Source organism: Actinomadura hibisca NBRC 15177 (assembly GCF_001552635.1).
Classification (GTDB): domain Bacteria; phylum Actinomycetota; class Actinomycetes; order Streptosporangiales; family Streptosporangiaceae; genus Spirillospora; species Spirillospora hibisca.
Map to the genome: position 1 here is coordinate 15861 of NZ_BCRO01000083.1, position 19992 is coordinate 35852.

Below are 19992 nucleotides of genomic sequence, written 5' to 3' on the forward strand. Positions count from 1 at the left end.
CACCCTCACAGCAGGGCGATGACGGCGGCGAACTCCTCCATCAGGTGGTCGGGGACCAGGTAGTAGGAGAAGCCGTAGCGGTCGCGGCGTTCGACGATCTGACCGGCGATGTGCTCGGGCGGGCCCACGAACTGCGACGGCATCTCCAGCACCAGGTCGGTGGAGGAGGTGCCCCAGCCACGCGTCACCGCCACCTTGGCGGCCGTCGAGCGCGGGTCGGCGCCGAAGACGGGGGTGACCAGCATGCTCAGCTCCACCGCACGGCCGTCGGCGGCCTCCCGCACCCGCTCCACCTTGCGGGCGATGGTGCCGGGCAGCCGCTCGGTGATCTCCTCGGAGATCCTCCCCTCGGGCAGGGCGCGCGGCAGGACGCCGACGATGTCGGCGCAGCGGCCCGCCAGGGCCAGCATCCGGGGGCTGCCCGCGCCGACCAGCAGCGGCGGACGCCGCTCCGGGACCGGGAACACCGCCAGGTCGCGGACCGCGTAGTGCTCGCCGGTGAAGGTGACCTTCTCGCCGTCCAGCAGGCCGCGCAGCAGGCGCAGCGACTCGGCGAGCCGGTCCACGCGCACGCCCGCCGGGTCGAACGCCAGCCCTCCGCGCTCGTACTCGTCGCGCAGCCAGCCCGCGCCGACGCCCAGCTCGAACCGGCCGCCCGACGCCTGGTCCAGTGTGGCGGCCTCCTTCGCCAGCAGCACCGGGTGCCGGTAGTCGTTGGCGAGCACCAGCGTGCCCAGACGCAACGTCCGGGTGGCGCAGGCGGCGGCGGTGAGGGCGATCAGGGGAGCGGGCTGGTCGCCGAAGGGCTCGGCCACGAAGTGGTCGCGCAACGTCAGGGTGGCGTAGCCGAGTTCCTCGGCGCGGCGGGCGGTCCTGACCAGGTCTTCGACGGTCCGGGCGGATTCGGCGACGACACCGAAACGCAGCGGCGGGATGGCGTTCATGCCTTCATGCTGCGGGGCGGGGGACCAGCCGTGCTGGCAGGAATCCGACGTCAGGTTGCCAGGACCAGGCTGCTCAGGGCGTGCCGTTCAGGGCGAGCAGGCCGTCCGCGAGGCCGCCGCGCCAGCAGGCCAGGTCGTGGCCCCCGGTGTACTCGGTGAGCACGGCCTCGTAGTCGCGCTCGCGCAGCGTCCGGTGGAAGCGGTGGACGGCGGGCCGCAGCCGCCACTCGTTGCGCCCCACCTCCAGACGGAAGCGCAGCGGATGGCGGGGAGCGGTCGCGTACGCGCGGGTCAGCGCCTCGTCGTCCAGCCAGAACGCGCCCGACTGGGCCAGCACCTTGCCGAACCGGCCGGGGGAGCGCAGCGCGGCGGCCGCCGCCGCCAGGCCGCCCAGGCTCTGGCCCGCGATCGTGGTGCGGGCGGGGTCGGCGGTCACCGGCCAGCGCTCGGCGGCCCACGCGGGCAGCTCGTCGGCCAGGAACTCCAGGAACGGTTCGCTGCCGCCCAGCTCCCGGTTGCGCGTGGCGTAGTCGCCGGAGACCGGCATCACCGCCACCAGCGGCGCGATGCGGCCCTCAGCGATGAGGTTGTCCAGGGTGGGCGCGATGGGCACCGGCCCCGACCACAGATCACCGTCCAGCAGCACCAGCAGGTCGGGCGACTCCACGGGCACGGCGGGGGTGTAGACGTGCACGGCACGGTCCTCGCCGAGGGCCGCGCTCGACACCAGATGCTCGGTGACCGTCCCGGCCGGGACGCCCGGACGGGGCCGCGCCCACGGCTGCGGCGGCGCGTCCGGCAGTTCCAGCACCGAGGTGGTGATGCCGGGGAACCAGGACGGCAGCGTCTCGGGATTCAGCGGGTCGGGTACGGCGGTGCGTCGCACGGCCCCCCACTCCTCGGGGGTGGCGGCCTCGAACGCCTCCTCCGACACGTGGAACTGGTAGGTCGCGCGCAGGTCCGACCGGAACCGGAAGGTGCGGTGCCACAGGTCGCTGCCCGGGATGCGTTCCATCAGCGCGGGGCGCAGATCGCCGAGCATCCCCTCCGCGAGGGTGTTGATCATCACCAGGACCTGGCGGGCCGGGCCGCGCCACAGGAACGTGACGGCGTGGTGGCCGTCGCCGAGGTCGGTGACCAGGGGACCGGAGGCGGGTTCGGCGGGCAGCGGCGGGCTCGGCAGCACGGCGGGGGGCTCGAACCGGTCGATCTGCGCGGCGGCGGGACCCATCATGGGGTCTTGGCCGCCGCGACGGCCTGCACGGCGTCGGCGGGCGCGGTATCGGCCTGTGCGGTATCGGAGCCGTCGCCACCGGTGGCGGTCGGCACCACCACGGGCGCGCCGTCGCCGGGGGCGCTCAGCACGTCGGCGTCGATGTCGTACAGGGTGCGGATCAGCGCGGAGTCCACGATCTCCTTGGGGGAGCCGCACGCGATGACCTTCCCCGCCCGCATCGCCACCAGCACGTCGGCGTAGCGGGCGGCCGAGGCGATGTCGTGCAGCACCATCACGATGGTGCGGCCGTCGCGCGCCACGGTGCGCACCAGGTCCAGCACCTCCACCGAGTGCCCGAGGTCCAGCGCGCTGGTCGGCTCGTCCAGCAGCGTCACCGGCGTCTGCTGCGCCAGCGTCATCGCGAGCCAGGCGCGCTGCCGCTGCCCGCCCGAGAGTTGGTCCACGCGCCGGTCGGCGAGGTCGGTGACGCCGGTGGCGGTCATGGCCTCGGCCACGATCCGCTCGTCCTCGCGCGACCACTGCCGGAACAGGCCCTGGTGCGGGTGGCGGCCGTAGGCGACCAGGCCCGCGACCGTGATGCCCTCCGGCGCGACCGGCGCCTGCGGCAGCAGCGTGACGTGGTGGGCGGCCTGCCGGGGCCGCATCGCCCACACGTCGTGGCCGCCCACCGTGATCCGGCCGTCCAGGGGCCGGTGCACGCGGGCCATGGCGCGCAGCAGCGTGGACTTGCCGCACCCGTTGGGGCCGACGATCGCGACCACGCGCCCGGTCGGCACCGTCAGGTCGACGCCGTCCACGGCCACCAGGCCGGGATAGCCCGCCCGGACCCCCTCGACCACCAGTTCCACGTTCAGTCCCTTCTCGTCGGGTCGAAAGCCCGGGGTCAGGCGCGCTGCTCGCGCAGCAGCACGTACAGCAGGAACGGCCCGGCGACCATCCCGGCGATCGCGCCGACCGGGATCTCGGAGTCGGCCATGACGACGCGGCCGACGGTGTCGGCGAGCGCCACGACCATGCCGCCGATCAGCGCCGAGGCCAGCAGCGGCACCCGCGCCGGGCCGGTGATCCAGGACGCCACCACCGGCGCGGTGAGCGCGATGAACCCGATTGGCCCGCCGACGCCGACCGCGAGCCCCGCCAGGGCCGTCGCGGTGACCAGCGCCAGCAGCCGGGCGCGCCGCACGTCGGTGCCGAGGACCGCCACCACGTCCTCGCCGAAGCGCAGCAGCCGCAACCGCCGCCCGGCCAGCAGCGCGGCGGGCAGCAGCACCGCGAGCCCGATGCCGAGCGCGACGATGGAGGAGTAGCCGCGGCCGTTCAGGCTGCCCACGCTCCAGGTGTAGACCGCCATCGCCATGTTGAGGTCCTTCTTGGCGAGGATCAGCTCCACCAGCGAGCGCAGGATCGCCGCCGTCGCGATGCCGACCACCAGCACCCGGTAGCCCTGCGCGCCCGCGCCCCCGGCGACCACCAGGATCGCGACGGCGGCCAGCAGCCCGCCGAGCGGTCCCGACCACCACTGGCCGAAGGTGGCGGTGGAGGAGCCGATCAGGGTGAGCAGGATCGCCAGCGTCGCGCCCTCGTTGACGCCCAGGAAGTCGGGGGTGGCGAGCCGGTTGCGCGCCATCGTCTGCGTCAGGCACCCGGCCACGGCCAGCGCCGCGCCGACCAGCGCCCCCGCCACGATGCGGGGCAGGCTGAACTCCTGCACCATCAGCACCGCCGCGCGGGTGCCGTGCCCGAACAGCGCGTTCAGCGACTGCGCGGGCGTCAGCACCGACGAGCCGAGGACCACGCACCCGCCCAGCACCACCACCGCCAGCGCGGCCAGGCCGAGCAGCGCGGCCAGCCCGCGCACCGGCACCAGCACCGACAGGCCGCCGAACCGCAGGGCCCGGCTGTCGTCGGGAGCGGTGCGCGGCCGGTCGGGGCGCGCCTTGACGCGGCGGCCCGACCCGGACTCGCCGAGCCCGGCGGGCGTGCCGAGCAGCAGCACGTTCCGGGAGCGCACCATCAGGATCAGCAGCGGCCCGCCGATCAGCGCCAGCACCAGCGCCACCGACGTCTCGAACGGCTTGATCACCACCCGCGCCAGCACGTCGGCGGTCAGCAGCACCGCCGCGCCCACCAGCGCGGCGATGGCGAGCTGCGCGCCGGTGCGCGGCCCGGCCAGGCGGCGCGCGGCGTACCCGGCGACCAGGCCGAGGAAGGTCAGCGGCCCGGCCAGCGCGACCGAGCCCGCCGCCAGCAGCGTCACCGCCACCGCGACCAGCACGCGGGTGACCGGCGGCCGGTGGCCGAGCGCGCGGGCGGCGTCGTCGCCGAGCGCCAGCGCCGACAGCGGCCGCACGGCGGGCAGCGCCATCAGCGCGCCGACCGCCAGCACCGGCAGGACGCCCAGCAGGTTGTTGGAGGTGACCCCGGCCAGCGAGCCCAGCACCCAGAAGCGGTAGTCGTCGTAGGTCCGGCCCGAGCCCAGCACGATGAAGTTGATGAGGCCGGTGAAGGTGAAGGTCAGGGCAGCGCCCGCCAGCACCAGGCGCAGCGGGGACGCGCCCGCGCGCCCGGCCCCGGCGAGCAGCAGCACCAGCAGGCTCGCGATCATCGCGCCGCCCAGCGCCCAGGGGACGTAGCCGAACCCCGAGCCGATCCCGAAGTAGGAGATGCCGACCACCACGCCCAGCGCCGCGCCGCCGTTGACGCCGAGCAGCCCGGTCTCGGCGAGCGGGTTGCGGGTGGCGGCCTGGAGCAGCGCGCCCGCCAGGCCCAGCGCCATGCCGAGCGCGACGCCCGCGAGCGTGCGCGGGACGCGCAGGGTGGCGACGACGGTGTGCAGTTGCTCGTCGGCGCGGGCTCCGGGGCGGTCCAGCAGGAAGTCCAGGACGCGGCCGGGCCGGGTGTCGCCGGCCCCGACGAACAGCGAGGTCACGGCGAGCACGGCGACCAGCGCGGCGAGGCCCGCCAGCAGGGCGGGGAGGGGGAGCGCGCTTCCCGCGCGCCCGCGCCGGGGGGCCGGGGACGGGGATCGGGGGGTCGCCCGCGGCTCGGCGGAGACGGCGGACGGTGTTGACATGAGGAAAGGCTAACCTAACTCTGACCTCGGGCCCAGTGATCACGATCACCCGGGCCGGGGGCTTGACGCCTCCGGCATGATTCGGGAATTTAGGTTAGGCATTCCTAACTTAGGTTCGCCTTAGTCGTCGTACCGGAAGGAGCGGGTGAGCAGCCGCATGAACGCCACCGGCAGCGAGGCGGGCAACGGGACCGACGATAGGACGGGCGACAGGACGGGCGGCAGCACGGGCACGGCCCTGGTGACCGGGGCCGGAGGCGGCATCGGCGCCGCCGTCGCCCGCGCGCTGTCCGAGGCGGGCGCGGCCGTCGCCGTCGTGGACCGCGACGCTGCCGCGGCCGAGGCCACCGCCGCTGACCTGCCCGGCCCCGCGCTCGCCCTGCCCGCCGACGTCACCGACGCCGCCGCCGTCGAACGGGCCGTCGAGCGCGCCGAAGACGAGCTCGGCCCCCTCGGCGTCCTGGTGAACGTCGCCGGGATCCTGCGGCCCGGCCCCGCGCTGGAGCTGACCGAGCAGGACTGGGCGGCGACGCTGGCGGTCAACGCCACCGGCGTCTTCCACGTCTCGCGGGCGGTGGCGCGCCGCATGGTGCCGCGCCGCCGGGGCGCCATCGTCACCGTCGCCTCCAACGCCGCGCGCGTGCCGCGCACCCACCTCGCCGCCTACGCCGCGTCCAAGGCCGCCGCCGTCCAGTTCACCAAGTGCCTGGGGCTGGAGCTGGCCGAGCACGGCATCCGCTGCAACGTGGTGTCGCCCGGCTCCACCGACACCGCCATGCAGCGCGACCTGTGGCCCGACCCCGACGAGGGCCTCCGCTCGGCGCTGGCCGGTGACCCCGCCGCCTACCGCACCGGCATCCCGCTCGGCCGCATCGCCGCGCCCGAGGACGTGGCGCGCGCGGTGCGCTTCCTGGCGTCCGACGAAGCCCGCCACATCACCCTGCACGACCTCTACGTCGACGGCGGCGCCTCCCTGCGCGGCTGACCCCGGCGCCGCCCCTTCCCCCGCTCCCGACCGAAAGGGTTGACCGTTGACCTCCGCACCCGTCGCCGGTGCCGACACCGGACCGGCCGGGCTGCTGGCCGACCACCGGCCGGGCTCCTCGTTCTTCTTCTCCTCTCCCGACCGCACCCTGCTCGCCGACGGGACGCACGACGAGATCTCCCTCGCGGACGCCCTCGCCCGCCGCCCCGGCCTGGTGGTGGGCGCGCTGCCGTTCCGTCCCGACGCCGCCGAACGCCTCGCGGTGCCCGCCGCCGCGCGCTGGGCCGGCCCCGCCCGCTTCGGCCACAAGCGGCCCGCCGCCTCCACGGCCCGCCCCGAGATCCGCCCCGTCCCCGCGCCCGGCGACTACGAGAGAGCGGTGGAGAAGGCGCTGGCCCGCCTCACCGAGAGCGGCCTGGAGAAGGTCGTCCTCGCCCGCACCCTGCACCTGACCGCGTCCGAACGTGTGGACGCCGCCCGCCTGCTGCGCAACCTCGCCGCCGGAGACCCGCACGGCCACGTGTTCGCCACTCCCGTCCCGGCCGGGACGTTGCTGGGCGCCAGCCCCGAGCTGCTGGTCTCCCGCTACGGCCGCGCCGTCGCCTCGCACCCGCTCGCCGGGTCGGCGGCCCGCAGCGCCGACCCCGACGAGGACCGGCGGCGCGCCGCCGCGCTGCTGGAGTCGGGCAAGGACCTGCGCGAGCACGCCTTCGTCGTGGACGCCGTCGCCGAGGCGCTGCGCCCGTTCTGCGACCGCCTCGACGTGCCCGAGCAGCCGTCGCTGGTGCGCACCGCCACCATGTGGCACCTCGGCACCCGCGTCACCGGGCGGCTCGCCGACCCCGCCGTCTCGGCGCTCACGCTGGCGACCGCCCTGCACCCGACCCCGGCGGTGTGCGGGACGCCCGCCGCCACCGCTCGCGACCTCATCGCGGAGCTGGAGCCGTTCGACCGCGGCTTCTACGGCGGCGCGGTCGGCTGGTGCGACGCCGACGGCGACGGCGAGTGGGCCGTCGCGATCCGCTGCGCCGAGGTCGGCGAACGTTCGTTGCGCCTGTTCGCCGGAGCCGGGATCGTCCCCGGCTCGCAGCCCGCCGACGAGCTGGCCGAGACCACCGCCAAGTTCCGCACGCTGCTGAGGGCCCTGGGCCTGGACGAGGAGGACCGCTGATGCTGCCCGGAGCCGTTCCCTGGCCTGAGGAGTTCGCCGCCCGCTACCGCGAGGCGGGCTACTGGCGCGGGCAGACCTTCGGCCGACTTCTCCGCGAGGCCGCCGCCGAGCACGGCGAGCGCGAGGCCGTCATCGGCGTCGGAGCCGACGGACCGGTCCGCTGGACCTACGCCGAGCTGGACCGCCGCGCCGACCGCCTCGCCGCCGGACTCCACCGGCTCGGGCTGCGCCCCCGCGACCGCGTCGTGGTGCAACTGCCCAACGTCCCGGAGTTCTTCGAGCTCTGCTTCGCGCTGTTCCGGATCGGCGCGATCCCCATCTTCGCGCTGCCCGCGCACCGCGCCGCCGAGATCGGCTACTTCCTGGAGCACGCCGAGGCCGCCGCCTACGTCATCCCCGACCGGTGCGCCGGATTCGACCACCGCGAGCTGGCCCGCGAGGTGAAGGCCGAGCGCGTGATCGTGGTGGGGGACGCCGCCGAGTTCACCGCGCTCGACGCGCTGCCCCGCGACCCGGTCGAGCTGCCCGAGCCCGACCCGTCCGACGTCGCGCTGATGCAGCTGTCGGGCGGCACCACCGGCACGCCCAAGCTGATCCCGCGCACCCACGACGACTACGTCTACTCCTTCCGCGCCAGCGCCGAGATCTGCGGCCTCACGCCCGAGAGCGTCTACCTGTGCGTGCTGCCGGTCGCGCACAACTTCCCGATGAGCTCGCCCGGCGTGTTCGGCGCGCTCACCGCCGGGGCCAAGGTCGTGCTCGCGCCGCTGCCGAGCCCCGACGAGACCTTCCCGCTCATCGAGCGCGAGCGCGTCACCATCACCGGCATGGTCCCGCCGCTGGCGCTGGTGTGGCTGGAGGCCGCCCCCGCGACCCGCTACGACCTGTCCAGCCTGGAAGTGCTCCAGGTCGGCGGCGCCAAGTTCGGCGCCGAGGCCGCCGCCCGCGTCCGGCCCGTGCTCGGCTGCGACGTGCAGCAGGTGTTCGGGATGGCCGAGGGGCTGGTCAACTACACCCGCCTGGACGACCCCGAGCAGGTCCGCGTCACCACCCAGGGCCGCCCCATCTCCCCGCACGACGAGGTCCTGGTCGTCGACGACCAGGACCGGCCCGTCCCGCCGGGGGAGGCCGGGCACCTGCTCACCCGCGGCCCCTACACGATCCGCGGCTACTACCGCGCCGAGGCGCACAACGCCGCCGCCTTCACCGCCGACGGCTTCTACCGCACCGGCGACGTCGTCCGCCGCACCCCCGACGGCCACCTGGTGGTGGAGGGCCGCGCCAAGGACCAGATCAACCGCGGCGGCGAGAAGATCGCCGCCGAGGAGGTCGAGAACCACCTGCTCGCCCACGAGGCCGTGCTCGACGCCGCCGTGGTCGCCGTCCCCGACGCGCTGCTCGGCGAGCGCACCTGCGCGTTCGTGATCCCGCGCGGCGCGGCCCCGCGCGCGGTGGCGCTGAAGGGCTTCCTGCGCGGCCGCGGCATCGCCGCCTACAAGATCCCCGACCGGATCGTGTTCGTCGAGGAGTTCCCGCACACCGGCGTCGGCAAGGTGAGCCGCCGCGAGCTGCGCGCCGCCCTGACCGAACGCCTCGCCCGCGACGCCGCGGCCCCCGACGCCGCCTCCGAGAACCGTGACCCCCTGCCCGGCCAGCCCACCCCCCGCTGACAGGAGTCCCCATGCCCCTCCCCGCCATCGCCGCCTACCCGATGCCCGCCGCGGACGAGCTGCCCGAGCCGCGCGTGGACTGGCGGCCCGACCCCCGCCGCGCCGTCCTGCTGATCCACGACATGCAGAACTACTTCCTGGACGCCTTCGCCGGGGACCCGCTGCCGACCCTGCTCGACAACATCGCCCGGCTGCGCGCCGCCGCCCGCCGCGCCGGGGTCCCGGTCGTCTACTCCGCGCAGCCCGGCGCGCAGACCAAGGAGCAGCGCGGCCTGCTGTCGGACTTCTGGGGCGACGGCATCGGCGCGGCCCCCCGCGAGCGGCAGATCGTGGACGCCCTCGCGCCCGCCGACGACGACGTCGTGCTCACCAAGTGGCGCTACAGCGCCTTCGTGCGCACCGACCTGGCCGACCGCCTCCTCCCGGCGGGCCGCGACCAGCTCCTGCTCACCGGCGTCTACGCCCACATCGGCGTGCAGGCCACCGCCGTGGAGGCGTTCAGCCGCGACGTGCGGCCGTTCCTGGTCGCCGACGCGGTCGCCGACTTCTCCGCCGAGCACCACCGCTCGGCCGTCACCTACGCCGCGCAGCGCTGCGCGGTCGTCACCGCCACCGACGCGCTGTGCCGGGCCCTCGCGCCCGTGCCCGTCCCCTGAACCCCCGAACGGGAGCCCTCCGCCGTGCAACAGACCCTTGACGGCCTGCGCGCCGACGTCGCCGAGCTGCTGGCCGTCGAGCCCGCCGAGCTGGAGTTCGACGACAACCTCATGGACGCCGGGCTCGACTCGATCCGGGTGATGATGCTGATCGAACGCTGGCGCGCCCAGGGCACCGAGATCGGCTTCGCCGAGCTGGCCGACGCCCCCACGCTCGCCGGCTGGCACGCGCTGCTCACCACCCGCTGACCCGCTCACCGACGGTCGGCCGGGCCCGGCCGGCGCTTCCATTTCCGCCCGCCCTGCGGTAAGTCTGTGCTTACTATGGTGGACACGCGGAAGCTGATCGTGCACGGGCCCGAGACCGTCTCCTGGCGGGTGGTGCTGGACCCGCTGATGATGATCGCCGGGGTGCGGGCGCTGATGCTCCAGGCGCTCCAGCCGACGACGATGCGCGGCGTCTGGCAGAACTCCGACTTCCTGGCGGAGCCGCTGGACCGGCTGTTCAACACCGCCAACTTCGTCGCCGTCACCACCGTCGGCACGCCCGAGCAGGCCGACGAGCTGGGCGCCCGCGTCCGCGGCGTGCACCGGCGGTTGCGCATCAAGGACCCCGACACCGGCCGCACCCACCGTGTGGACGACCCCGAACTGCTGCTGTGGGTGCACTGCGCCGAGGTGTCGTCCTACCTGGAACTCGTCGAGCGCGGCGGCCTGCGCCTCACCCCCGCCGAACGCGACCGCTACTTCGACGAGCAGCGGCACACCGCCACCTACGTCGGCCTGCACGCCGACGAGGTGCCCGGCAGCGCCGCCGAGATGGCCGAGTACTTCCGCACGGCCCGCACCGGCCTGGACCTGCGGGTGATCCCCGAGTCACGGGCCACCATGCGGTTCCTGCTGTGGCCGAAGATGCCGCGCAAGCTGCGCTTCCTCGCGCCGCTGAAACCGCTGTGGGTCCCGGCGGGCCTGCTGGCCTACTACACGCTGCCGCGCTGGGCCCGTGAGATGTACCGGGCGCTGCCGGAGGTCCCCGGCGTCCAGCCTCTCATCACCGTCGGCCTGCGCGTGGCGCGCTTCGTGATCCTGGCGGTCCCGCCGGAGATCCGGGCGCGGGCGTTCAAGCCCGAGACGCGGGCGCTGATGGCCGACCTGCACGTGCGGCTGGCCCGCTGCGGTGTCCGCCCGCGCCGGAACCTGCTGCACGTCCGGGTCCCACCGAACGCCTGACGGCGCTCTGGGGCGCGTCACTCCTCGCGTGCGGACCCCGCCGTCACCGGGGGAGTGGAAGCACGGGCCTCCAGCCGCGCGGCGGTCTCCGCCGGTAGCGGACGCGTGCGTTCGCGGTAACGGCCGGACACCTCCCGCACGATGATTCCCGTCTCGATGCCGTGCTTCAGCAGCAGTTGGTCACGTCGCTGGAGCCCCAGGCAGATCCAGCGCGTGACGGTGAACACGAGAACCGGCCCCACCAGAAGAGCCGCCCGGAAGAACCACGTGGTCGCGAACAACGACAGGTGGAACGTCTCGGCGAGCACGTCGTTGCCCGCCGCCGCCCACAACACCGCGTAGAAGGTGAGGCCCGCCATGCCCAGGGCCGTGCGGTTCGCGGCGTCGCGGGGGCGGTCCAGCACGTGGTGGAGCGCGCGGTCCCCGGTGACGCGGCGCTCCAGGAACGGGTACAGCGCCAGCGCCGTGAAGAACACCGTGATGACCAGCAGCGGCACCACCACGCCGAGGGCGAGGGTGTGCCCGGCCACGTCGACGTCCCAGCCGGGCATCAGCCGCAGCGCGCCGTCGCCGAACGCCAGGTACCAGTCGGGCTGGGTGCCCGCGCTGATCGCGGTGGGTGAGTAGGGCCCGTACAACCAGATCGGGTTGATCTGGAAGAACGTCGCCAGCAGCGCCGTCACGCCCGCCACGAAGAACAGGAACGCGGCGGTCTTGGCCACGAACACCGGGAAGAACGGCTTGCCCTCCACGGCCTTCTCGGTGCTGCGGCCGCGCCGGAAGTCGGTGTGCTTCTGCACCCACGGCAGCACGATCGCGTGCACCGGCACCAGCGCCAGCATCAGACCCGGCACCAGCAGCACGTGCACGATGTACAGGCGCGGCACCAGGTCGGTGCCGGGGAACTCGCCGCCCAGCAGGAAGAAGCTCGCGTACGACCCGACCAGCGGCAACGACTGCGCCGCGCCCAGCACCAGCCGCAGCCCGGTGCCCGACAGCAGGTCGTCGGGCAGCGAGTAGCCGGTGAACCCGTTGGCCAGCGCCAGGGTGAACAGGGTGAAGCCGAGCAGCCAGTTCAGCTCGCGCGGCTTGCGGAACGCGCCGGTGAGGAACACCCGCATCAGGTGCGCCATGATCGCGGCCACGAACACCACCGCCGCCCAGTGGTGGATCTGCCGCACCAGCAGGCCGCCGCGCACCTCCAGGCTGATGTGCAGCGTGGAGGCGTACGCCTCGCTCATCTCCACCCCGCGCAGCGGCGCGTAGGAGCCGTCGTAGACGACCTCGGCCATGCTCGGCTTGAAGAACAGCGTCAGGAAGACCCCCGACGCTAGCAGGACCACGAACGAGTAGAGCGCGATCTCGCCGAGCAGGAAACCCCAGTGGTCGGGGAACGCCTTGCGCATGGCGCGGCGCGCGAACCCGGCCCCGCCGAACCTGGTGTCGAGCGCGCCCGCCGCGCGCCCGGCCGCTGACGTGGATGCCGAGGTGGATGCCGACGTGGCTGCCATGGAAGGCCCCCTGGGTGCCCGGTCGCCGATGACCTAATACGACCGAACGTAGTACGACGCTGCGTAGTACTACAGGGGTGCGATTGTCCGGATGTGGTCGCGACGGGAGCGCGACGACGCCACGGCCTCAGCCCGCGATGAACGCCTCCGCGCGCCGGAACAGGCCGAGCGTGATGGAGTGCAGCAGGTCCCCGGTCTCCCTGGGCGCCATGCCCGCGCAGGCGCGGGCGTGCGTGCCCTCCAGCACGATGCCCAGCTTGAAGCAGGCCAGCACCGCGTACCAGGTGATCGCCGACAGGTCGCGGCCCCGGGCGGCCTCGGCGCGCTCGCCGTAGGCGGCGACCAGCTCGGCGGCGGTGGGCAGCCCGCCCGCCGCGCCCAGCGGACCGGCGAGCTGCGCGCTCTCGTCGCCCTGGTCGGGCCAGGTCGCCAGCAGCCAGCCCAGGTCCAGCAGCGGGTCGCCGATCGTGCACATCTCCCAGTCGACGATCGCCGCGACCCGCGGGCCGTCGAAGGAGTACATCAGGTTGGCCAGGTGGTAGTCGCCGTGCATGATCCCCGGTCGCCAGGTCGCCGGGCGGTTGTCCTGCAACCACGAGGCGACCTTGTCCAGGCCCGGGATGTCGGGTCCGGGGTAGCCGTCCAGGGTGTTGTAGGACTCCAGTTCGGAGGTCCAGCGGCCGACCTGGCGCTCCAGGAACCCTTCCGGCTTGCCGAAATCGGCCAGCCCCACCGCCTCGTGGTCCACCGCGCCCAGCGCCGCCAGCGAGCGGGCCGCGTTCAGGCCCATCTCGTGCCGCACGCCCGCGTCGCCCTGGTGCAGCTCGGGCAGGGCGACCGAGGCGTTGAAGCCCTCGACCGGCGTCATCAGGTAGAACACCGCGCCGTGCATGACGGTCTCGTCCGGGCACGCGGCGATGAGGCGGGGCGCGGGCACGTCGGTGCCGTCCAGGGCCGCCAGCACGCGCGCCTCGCGGCGCAGCACGTCGTTGGTCCGGGCCCGCAGGTGCTTGGGGCCGCGCCGCAGCACGTAGTCGCGGCCGCCCCGGCGGAACCGCAGCAGCACGTTCTGGGTGCCGCCCGCGAGCGGGACCACGTCCTCCAGCGGGCCGCCCGGCAACCCCTGGGCGTCTATCCACCCGGTCAGGACGGCGAGGTCCACGAGCTCGGGGTCGATCTGCGGCACGGCGGGCCCTCCTCCGGTTCCACGGTCGTACCGGAGGGTAACATAATGCGCTTGCATTATTCCCTGATATATGCAGATTATCGTCGGGACGGTGCGGCGGCGAGGCCAGGAGGCCGGCGATGGCATGGGACTTCGAGACCGACCCCGGCTACCAGGAGTTGCTCGACTGGGCGGACGCCTTCGTCCGCGACGAGGTCGAGCCGCTGGACCTGGTGCTGGGCGACCCCTACGACAAGGCCGACCCCCGCTTCAAGGCGCTGGTGCGGCCCCTCCAGGAGCGGGTGCGCGAGCGCGGCCTGTGGGCCTGCCACCTCGGCCCCGACCTCGGCGGCCAGGGTTACGGGCAGGTGCGGCTGGCGCTGCTGAACGAGATCCTCGGCCGCTCCCGCTGGGCGCCGTCGGTGTTCGGCTGCCAGGCCCCCGACTCCGGCAACGCCGAGATCATCGCCCACTTCGGCACCCCGGTCCAGAAGGAGCGCTACCTCGCGCCGCTGCTGGCCGGCGAGATCTCCTCCTCCTACTCCATGACCGAGCCGCACGCCGGGGCCGACCCCACCCTGTTCACCACCCGCGCCGAGCGCGACGGCGACGGCTGGGTGCTCAACGGGGAGAAGTGGTTCTCCTCCAACGCCCGGCACGCCGCCTTCGTGATCGTCATGGCCGTCAGCAACCCCGACGTCAGCGCCTACCAGGGCATGTCGATGTTCCTGGTGCCCGCCGGGACGCCCGGCCTGGAGATCGTCCGCAACGTCGGCGTCGGCGGCGAGCGCGAGGGCTCGCACGGCTACCTGCGCTACACCGACGTGCGCGTGCCCGCCGACGCGCTGCTGGGCGAGGAGGGCGGCGCGTTCGCCATCGCCCAGACCCGCCTCGGCGGCGGCCGGATCCACCACGCCATGCGCACCATCGCCCAGGTCCGCAAGGCGTTCGACATGATGTGCGAGCGCGCGGTGTCGCGCGAGACCCGGTTCGGGCCGCTCGCCAAGCTCCAGATGACCCAGGAGAAGATCGCCGACAGCTGGATCGAGATCGAGCAGTTCCGGCTGCTGGTGCTGCGCACCGCCTGGCTGATCGACAAGCACGGCGACTACCGGAAGGTGCGCAAGGACATCGCGGCGGTCAAGGCGGCCATGCCCAGGGTCCTGCACGACGTGGTGCAGCGCGCCATGCACCTGCACGGCGCGCTCGGGGTGTCCAACGAGATGCCGTTCGCCGCCATGATGATGGGGGCGCAGGCGCTGGCGATCGCCGACGGCCCGACCGAGGTCCACAAGATCACCGTGGCCCGCCAGATCCTGCGCGGCCACGAGCCCGTCGAGGGGTTGTGGCCGAGCGCCCACCTGCCGACCCGGCGCGCGGCGGCCCGCGAACGTTACGCCGCCGCCCTGGAGCACGTGATGGGGAACGAGTGACCACGACCGGTACCGGCACCCGCGAGCGCCTGCTCGACGCGGCCCAGCGGCTCTACGCCGAGCGCGGCCTGGACGCGGTGAGCCTGCGCGAGATCAACCAGGCCGCCGGGGCGCGCAACGCCACCGCCGTCCAGTACCACTTCACCGACCGGGCCGGGATCGTCGCGGCGATCCTGGCCCGGCACCTGCCCGAGGTGGACGCGCGCAGGCACGCCCTGCTGGACGCCTACGAGGCCGCCCCCGGCCCCGCCGACGATCCCGACGTGCGGGCGCTGGCGGGGGCGCTGGTCCGGCCGCTCGCCGCCCGGCTGGCCGACCGGGGCGGCCGCGAGTTCCTGGAGATCTGGGCCGCCGTCCTCAGCCGTCCCCGCCCGCTCATCCCGGCCACGGCCCTGACCGACCCCGCCCAGGCCGACCCCGCCGACAGCATCGCCCGCTGGCGCGCGCTGGCCGAGCCGCTGCTGAGCGCCGACGCGATCCGGCTGCACCGCCGCTTCACCGCCATCCTGACGGCCGCCACCGAGCTGGCCCGCCGCGCCCGCTCCGGCCCGCACGCCGACGACCGGCTGTTCACCAGCTACCTGATCGACGTGGTCACCGCCGTGCTGGCCGCCCCGGTGTCGGCCGAGACCAGCCGCCTGGCCGCCGAGCGCGACGCCGCCCGCGGAAAACCCGGCTGATCTTCACCGCACCCGGTGTCACGGTGCGGGAGCCGGCCGCGGGACTCCGGCGCGACTTCCGGAACCCGTCTTTACAACGATGATTCGCTGCTCGCGCCCCCATGCCCCGGCCGGCCCCCGACGACCTGTACGCGGCCCTCAGCTGATCATCTGTCCGACGGGTGGGACACGCGCCGCCCGGCCTGGCCGCCCAGGTCCCGCGGATCTGGCGCACCCGCCTCGGCCCCGACCGGCGCGTCCAGATCACCGCCTCAACCCGGTCTACGACGCCGCCGACTTCCAGGTGCGCGCGCTCGCCCCGACCGTGCCCACCAGCGGCATCCGCGACGCCGAGGACCTGCTCGACCTGGTGGAGATCGCCCGGTTCGCCGCGGAGGGCAGCGCCCACGAGGTGCAGTACCAGCGGGAGTTCGTGCTGTCACGGTTCCTGCCGTCGTTCCGGCTCAAGCACGAGGGGCACATCGGCGAGGCCATCACCGACCGGGACGGGAACGTCGCCTACCTGAAGTCGTTCCGCCTGTCGGACGGCCAGACCCGGCGCGGCCACCTGCTGAGCCGCCTGGCCGCCCACGACTGGCACCTGGGCCGGACCGCCGCCGCGCTCGGCACCGACGAGGCGACCCTGGCGCTGCGCCTGGAGCGTTCGGGCTTCGGGCACCTGCTGCGCCAGGACGTCCTGGACCACTACCGGGCGCAGGCGCGCCGCGACCGCTCCGGCTGACCGGCGGCCGGTGACGGTCGCCGGTCAGCCGGAGCGGGTCACTTCGCGGGCGTGCCGCGCAGGCCGGTGAACAGGTCGTCCTCGTGGTCGGGGACCTCCACCCGGCTGAATACGCGGGTGAACGACTCCACGGAGAACACCAGCTGCTGGGCCTCCTCGGGCAGGCGCAGCAGGAAGATGCTCTCGCCCTGGCTGGCGTGCGCCTGGAGGGCCTTGCGCTTGCGGTCGGCGTGCTCGGACACGTCCAGCACCGCGTGGATCATCTCGTCCGGCACGCCGAAGTCGTCGGGCAGCTCGTCGAAGCCCTCGATGCCGAACTCGGCCATGCGCCGCCCCATCTCCCGGACGCCCGAGCGCGGCACGGCGGTGTAGTACAGCTTGTCCGGGATGCCCGTCTCCTCGACGGCGGCGACCGCGATCCGGTGCGCCTGGATGTGGTCGGGGTGCCCGTAGCCGCCGTTCTCGTCGTAGGTGACCACGACCTGCGGCCGGTAGCGCTCCACCAGCTCCGCCAGGCGCGCGGCCGCCTCCTCGACGGGGATGTTGGCGAACGCCTCGGGATGCTCGTTGGTGGCCCAGCCGTCCATGCCCGAGTCGCGGTAGCCCAGCAGCTCCACGTGCTCGACGCCGAGCAGCTTCACCGACTCCTCCAGCTCGGCCAGCCGCTTGCGCGCCACGCCCGCGTCGTCGTGGCCCGGGTCGCCGGGCTTGATCCCGCCGTCGTCGTCGCCCTGCTCGCCGTTGGTGCAGGTGACCAGCACCGTCCGGACCCCCTCGGCGGCGCACCGGGCCAGCAGGCCGCCGGTGCTCAGCACCTCGTCGTCGGGATGGGCGTGGACCGCCATCAGGGTGAGCTGCTGTTCCATGACTCCGGGACTCCTCCGAGGGGCGGCAGGGCGGTCCGGACCACTCTACGGACCCGGTACGACGACCCGCCGCCCGTCCCTCCTCACACCTGCCTCCTCACACCTGGGAGGTGGCCTCCTTCGCCGACAGGTCCTCGGTGGTCAGCTGGTGCGCGGGCGGGTCGAACGGGAACGACGAGGTGGCGGTCAGCCCGTCCACCACCAGCAGCTCGCCCGGCTCCATCAGCCGCCAGTCCGGGTTGTCGTCCATCCGCTCGCTGGCGATCACGTAGGCGGGGGTGCGGCGGCCGCCGGCCGCGAGGTCCAGGCTGCCGGGCTCGTGCCCGCCCTCCAGGTGCAGCACCTCCCCGCCGTCCCCGCCCAGCTCCGGGGCCAGCACCCACAGCTCGTTGGGGTCGGGGTAGCGCAGCGCCCACAGCTTGCCCGACTCGGCCAGCACGATGTTCAGCGCGTAGACCGGCAGCTCGGCGGCGATCCGCCGGATCGCGGCGACCAGCCCCGCGGTGGTGTCGCCGTGCCTGCGGATCTCGGCGGTGATGTAGGCGAACACCAGCTCGGAGTCGGTCTGCCCCTCCATCAGCGCCCGGTCCACGTCGGTCAGCCACGAGTTGAGCACGTCCAGGCCCTGCACCACGCCGTTGTGGGCGAACAACCGGTCGTTCATGTCGAACGGGTGGGCGTTGTGCACGCTCACCGAGCCCGTGGAGGCGTACCGCACGTGCGACACGAACGTGTGGGACACCACGTGCTGGGCCATGGAGGCGAAGTCGGCGTTCTCGAAGGCGGCGATGGGGGCGCGGTCGCGCACCGGCTCGTCGCCCAGCGAGAACCAGCCCAGCCCCGTCCCGTCGGGCTGCTTGCGGCTCTGCTCGTGCAGGCTCTGGGGCGCGTCCAGCAGCCAGAAAGTCGCCCCGATCCGAGGGCCGCCGGTGGTCATCGCGAAAAGTCGGCACATCCTCCCACCATGGCGGATGCCCTGGGGCCGCGTCAGTCCGGGGTGCCGGTAACCGGGCCGCGCGGCCCCCACGATCAGGCGTCCGGCTCCGAGAGGGCGCCCCCGCCGGCGGCCTGGAGTTCGCGGATCCGGCCCCGGCAGCAGAACCAGCCCACCACCAGCGCGGCCACGATCACCGGGACGGCCATGACGGTCGTGTGCCCCGCGCCGTCGCGGTCGAACCACATCAGCACCACGACCGCCGCCAGGAACGCCAGCGTCACCAGCTCGGTCCACGGCGAGCCGGGCAGCCGGTAGGAGGGCCGGGCCAGCTCACCGCGCTCGGCCCGCCGCACGAACAGCAGGTGCGAGAGCATGATCATCGCCCAGGTGCCCAGGATGCCGATCGCCGCGAAGTTCAGCACGATCTCGAACGCCTCGGCCGGCACCCAGTAGTTCAGCCCGACGCCCAGCACGCACACCGCCGAGGTCAGCAGGATGCCGCCGTAGGGGACCTGGGTGCGGCTCATCCGGGTGGTGAACCTCGGCGCCGACCCGGCCGCGCCCAGCGAGCGCAGGATGCGGCCGGTGGAGTAGAGCCCGGAGTTCAGGCTGGACAGCGCGGCGGTGAGCACGATCAGGTTCATCACGCCGTCGGCGGCCGGGACGCCGAGCTTCGACAGCACCGTCACGAACGGGCTGACGCCCTCCTGGTAGGCGTCCCACGGCAGCAGCATGGCCAGCAGCAGCACCGAGCCGACGTAGAAGACCAGGATGCGCCAGACGATCGAGTTGATCGCCTTGGGCATGACCTTCTCGGGGTTCTCGGTCTCCCCGGCGGCCACGCCGACCAGCTCGGTGGAGGCGTAGGCGAACACCACGCCCTGGATGACCACCAGCATCGGCAGCACGCCGTGCGGGAACATCCCGCCGTGCCCGAACACCAGCCCCGGGCCCGAGTCGTGCCCGCCCACCTGGTGCCCGGTCACCAGCAGGCCGATGCCGATGAGCATGAAGACCACCAGCGCGCCGACCTTGACGAGGGAGAACCAGAACTCCAGCTCGCCGAAGATCCGCACCGAGATCAGGTTGACCGTCAGCACCACCGCCAGCGCGACCAGCGCCAGCGTCCACTGCGGCACGTCGGTGAACATCTTCCAGTAGTGGATGTACAGCGCGATCGCGGTGATGTCGACGATGCCGGTGGTGGACCAGTTGAGGAAGTGCATCCACCCGGCGACGTAGGCGCCCTTCTCGCCCATGAACTCGCGCGAGTAGGACACGAACGAGCCCGAGGACGGCCGGTGCAGCACCAGCTCGCCGAGCGCGCGCACCACCATGAAGGCGAAGAAGCCGCACACCGCGTAGGCGATGGCCAGCGACGGGCCGGCGCTGGCCAGCCGCCCTCCCGCGCCCAGGAACAGGCCGGTGCCGATGGCCCCGCCGATGGCGATCATGTTGACGTGCCGGGGCTTGAGGGACTTGTCGTAGCCCTCGTCGCCGGCGTCCACGACCCGCCCGCCCGCGTGGGGCGCCTTCGGGGGAGCCTGCGACGGCGGCGCCGCCGCCCGGAGGTCCTGCTCGCTCACGCCTGGTTACCGCCTTTCCACGGGGTGCTCATGGCCGAAGCCCGGTGAAGTTTCGGTCATGGGCCGAAACGTGTCAAAACGACTGGCTAAAAAGGCCCAAGCCGGGCGTCGGACGTGGTCCGGACGG

At 73.9% G+C, this 19992-nt stretch carries 18 protein-coding genes; 9 read left to right on the forward strand and 9 right to left on the reverse strand.

Going from position 1 to position 19992, the window contains the following annotated elements; genetic code table 11:
• Positions 1-5: 5 nt before the first annotated feature.
• The 4 genes from AH6_RS32920 to AH6_RS32935 form a co-directional block, all read right to left on the reverse strand.
• Positions 6-944, reverse strand: a complete 939-nt coding sequence (locus AH6_RS32920; RefSeq protein WP_067488019.1) for a TIGR03621 family F420-dependent LLM class oxidoreductase — start codon at positions 942-944, stop codon at positions 6-8.
• Between the two features lie 73 nt (positions 945-1017).
• Complete coding sequence (locus tag AH6_RS32925; RefSeq protein ID WP_083983716.1) at positions 1018-2178, reverse strand: enterochelin esterase domain-containing protein; 1161 nt, start codon at positions 2176-2178, stop codon at positions 1018-1020.
• The gene (locus AH6_RS32930; protein WP_067488023.1) at positions 2175-3029 is read right to left on the reverse strand and encodes an ABC transporter ATP-binding protein; all 855 of its coding nucleotides are present in this window, start codon (positions 3027-3029) and stop codon (positions 2175-2177) included. The genes AH6_RS32925 and AH6_RS32930 overlap by 4 nt, the downstream gene beginning before the upstream one ends.
• A 35-nt stretch (positions 3030-3064) precedes the next feature.
• A complete protein-coding gene (locus AH6_RS32935) occupies positions 3065-5254 on the reverse strand; it encodes an iron chelate uptake ABC transporter family permease subunit (RefSeq protein WP_067488025.1) in 2190 nt (729 codons plus the stop codon).
• A gap of 157 nt (positions 5255-5411) precedes the next feature.
• On the opposite strand from AH6_RS32935, the gene AH6_RS32940 reads away from it, so the two are divergent.
• From AH6_RS32940 to AH6_RS32965, 6 genes are all read left to right on the forward strand, one after another.
• Positions 5412-6239, forward strand: a complete 828-nt coding sequence (locus AH6_RS32940) for a 2,3-dihydro-2,3-dihydroxybenzoate dehydrogenase (protein ID WP_083983717.1) — start codon at positions 5412-5414, stop codon at positions 6237-6239.
• A 46-nt stretch (positions 6240-6285) separates the two neighbouring features.
• The gene (locus AH6_RS32945; protein WP_067488029.1) at positions 6286-7410 is read left to right on the forward strand and encodes an isochorismate synthase; all 1125 of its coding nucleotides are present in this window, start codon (positions 6286-6288) and stop codon (positions 7408-7410) included.
• Positions 7410-9080: a (2,3-dihydroxybenzoyl)adenylate synthase gene (locus tag AH6_RS32950; RefSeq protein ID WP_067488031.1), complete on the forward strand. Its 1671-nt coding sequence runs from the start codon at positions 7410-7412 to the stop codon at positions 9078-9080. The genes AH6_RS32945 and AH6_RS32950 overlap by 1 nt, the downstream gene beginning before the upstream one ends.
• A gap of 11 nt (positions 9081-9091) precedes the next feature.
• Positions 9092-9736, forward strand: a complete 645-nt coding sequence (locus AH6_RS32955) for an isochorismatase family protein (RefSeq protein WP_067488033.1) — start codon at positions 9092-9094, stop codon at positions 9734-9736.
• A gap of 24 nt (positions 9737-9760) precedes the next feature.
• Positions 9761-9985, forward strand: coding sequence for a phosphopantetheine-binding protein (locus AH6_RS32960; RefSeq protein WP_067488035.1), 225 nt, complete (start codon positions 9761-9763; stop codon positions 9983-9985).
• A 75-nt stretch (positions 9986-10060) separates the two neighbouring features.
• Positions 10061-10966, forward strand: coding sequence for an oxygenase MpaB family protein (locus AH6_RS32965; protein ID WP_067488037.1), 906 nt, complete (start codon positions 10061-10063; stop codon positions 10964-10966).
• Between the two features lie 17 nt (positions 10967-10983).
• Here AH6_RS32965 and qcrB read toward each other — a convergent pair whose 3' ends face one another.
• On the reverse strand, positions 10984-12477 hold the full coding sequence (gene qcrB / locus AH6_RS32970) for a cytochrome bc1 complex cytochrome b subunit (RefSeq protein ID WP_083983718.1): 1494 nt from the start codon (positions 12475-12477) through the stop codon (positions 10984-10986).
• 127 nt (positions 12478-12604) lie between these two features.
• Positions 12605-13663: a phosphotransferase family protein gene (locus tag AH6_RS32975; RefSeq protein WP_245679569.1), complete on the reverse strand. Its 1059-nt coding sequence runs from the start codon at positions 13661-13663 to the stop codon at positions 12605-12607.
• A 119-nt stretch (positions 13664-13782) separates the two neighbouring features.
• On the opposite strand from AH6_RS32975, the gene AH6_RS32980 reads away from it, so the two are divergent.
• From AH6_RS32980 to AH6_RS45510, 3 genes are all read left to right on the forward strand, one after another.
• Positions 13783-15075 carry an acyl-CoA dehydrogenase family protein gene (locus tag AH6_RS32980; RefSeq protein ID WP_067488041.1) on the forward strand — a complete coding sequence of 431 codons (1293 nt, stop codon included), beginning with the start codon at positions 13783-13785 and terminating at the stop codon, positions 15073-15075.
• Positions 15072-15755, forward strand: coding sequence for a TetR family transcriptional regulator (locus AH6_RS32985; protein ID WP_067488042.1), 684 nt, complete (start codon positions 15072-15074; stop codon positions 15753-15755). The genes AH6_RS32980 and AH6_RS32985 overlap by 4 nt, the downstream gene beginning before the upstream one ends.
• A gap of 283 nt (positions 15756-16038) precedes the next feature.
• Positions 16039-16476, forward strand: a complete 438-nt coding sequence (locus AH6_RS45510; protein ID WP_067488044.1) for a hypothetical protein — start codon at positions 16039-16041, stop codon at positions 16474-16476.
• 38 nt (positions 16477-16514) lie between these two features.
• Here AH6_RS45510 and AH6_RS32995 read toward each other — a convergent pair whose 3' ends face one another.
• The 3 genes from AH6_RS32995 to AH6_RS33005 form a co-directional block, all read right to left on the reverse strand.
• Complete coding sequence (locus AH6_RS32995) at positions 16515-17342, reverse strand: PIG-L family deacetylase (RefSeq protein WP_067488046.1); 828 nt, start codon at positions 17340-17342, stop codon at positions 16515-16517.
• A 97-nt stretch (positions 17343-17439) separates the two neighbouring features.
• Positions 17440-18297 carry a class II glutamine amidotransferase gene (locus AH6_RS33000; protein ID WP_067488048.1) on the reverse strand — a complete coding sequence of 286 codons (858 nt, stop codon included), beginning with the start codon at positions 18295-18297 and terminating at the stop codon, positions 17440-17442.
• A 74-nt stretch (positions 18298-18371) separates the two neighbouring features.
• Entirely contained in the window at positions 18372-19865 is a 1494-nt protein-coding gene (locus AH6_RS33005; protein ID WP_245679570.1) for an amino acid permease, read from the reverse strand.
• Positions 19866-19992: the final 127 nt, after the last annotated feature.

What these genes read in the sequence shown, in the direction of transcription:
- AH6_RS32920 (WP_067488019.1), bottom strand. Translation starts at nt 944, where the DNA reads ATGAACGCCATCCCGCCGCTGCGTTTCGGTGTCGTCGCCGAATCCGCC.
- AH6_RS32925 (WP_083983716.1), bottom strand. Translation starts at nt 2,178, where the DNA reads ATGATGGGTCCCGCCGCCGCGCAGATCGACCGGTTCGAGCCCCCCGCC.
- AH6_RS32935 (WP_067488025.1), bottom strand. Translation starts at nt 5,254, where the DNA reads ATGTCAACACCGTCCGCCGTCTCCGCCGAGCCGCGGGCGACCCCCCGA.
- AH6_RS32940 (WP_083983717.1), top strand. Translation starts at nt 5,412, where the DNA reads ATGAACGCCACCGGCAGCGAGGCGGGCAACGGGACCGACGATAGGACG.
- AH6_RS32950 (WP_067488031.1), top strand. Translation starts at nt 7,410, where the DNA reads ATGCTGCCCGGAGCCGTTCCCTGGCCTGAGGAGTTCGCCGCCCGCTAC.
- AH6_RS32955 (WP_067488033.1), top strand. Translation starts at nt 9,092, where the DNA reads ATGCCCCTCCCCGCCATCGCCGCCTACCCGATGCCCGCCGCGGACGAG.
- AH6_RS32965 (WP_067488037.1), top strand. Translation starts at nt 10,061, where the DNA reads ATGGTGGACACGCGGAAGCTGATCGTGCACGGGCCCGAGACCGTCTCC.
- qcrB (WP_083983718.1), bottom strand. Translation starts at nt 12,477, where the DNA reads ATGGCAGCCACGTCGGCATCCACCTCGGCATCCACGTCAGCGGCCGGG.
- AH6_RS32980 (WP_067488041.1), top strand. Translation starts at nt 13,783, where the DNA reads ATGGCATGGGACTTCGAGACCGACCCCGGCTACCAGGAGTTGCTCGAC.
- AH6_RS32995 (WP_067488046.1), bottom strand. Translation starts at nt 17,342, where the DNA reads ATGGAACAGCAGCTCACCCTGATGGCGGTCCACGCCCATCCCGACGAC.
- AH6_RS33000 (WP_067488048.1), bottom strand. Translation starts at nt 18,297, where the DNA reads ATGTGCCGACTTTTCGCGATGACCACCGGCGGCCCTCGGATCGGGGCG.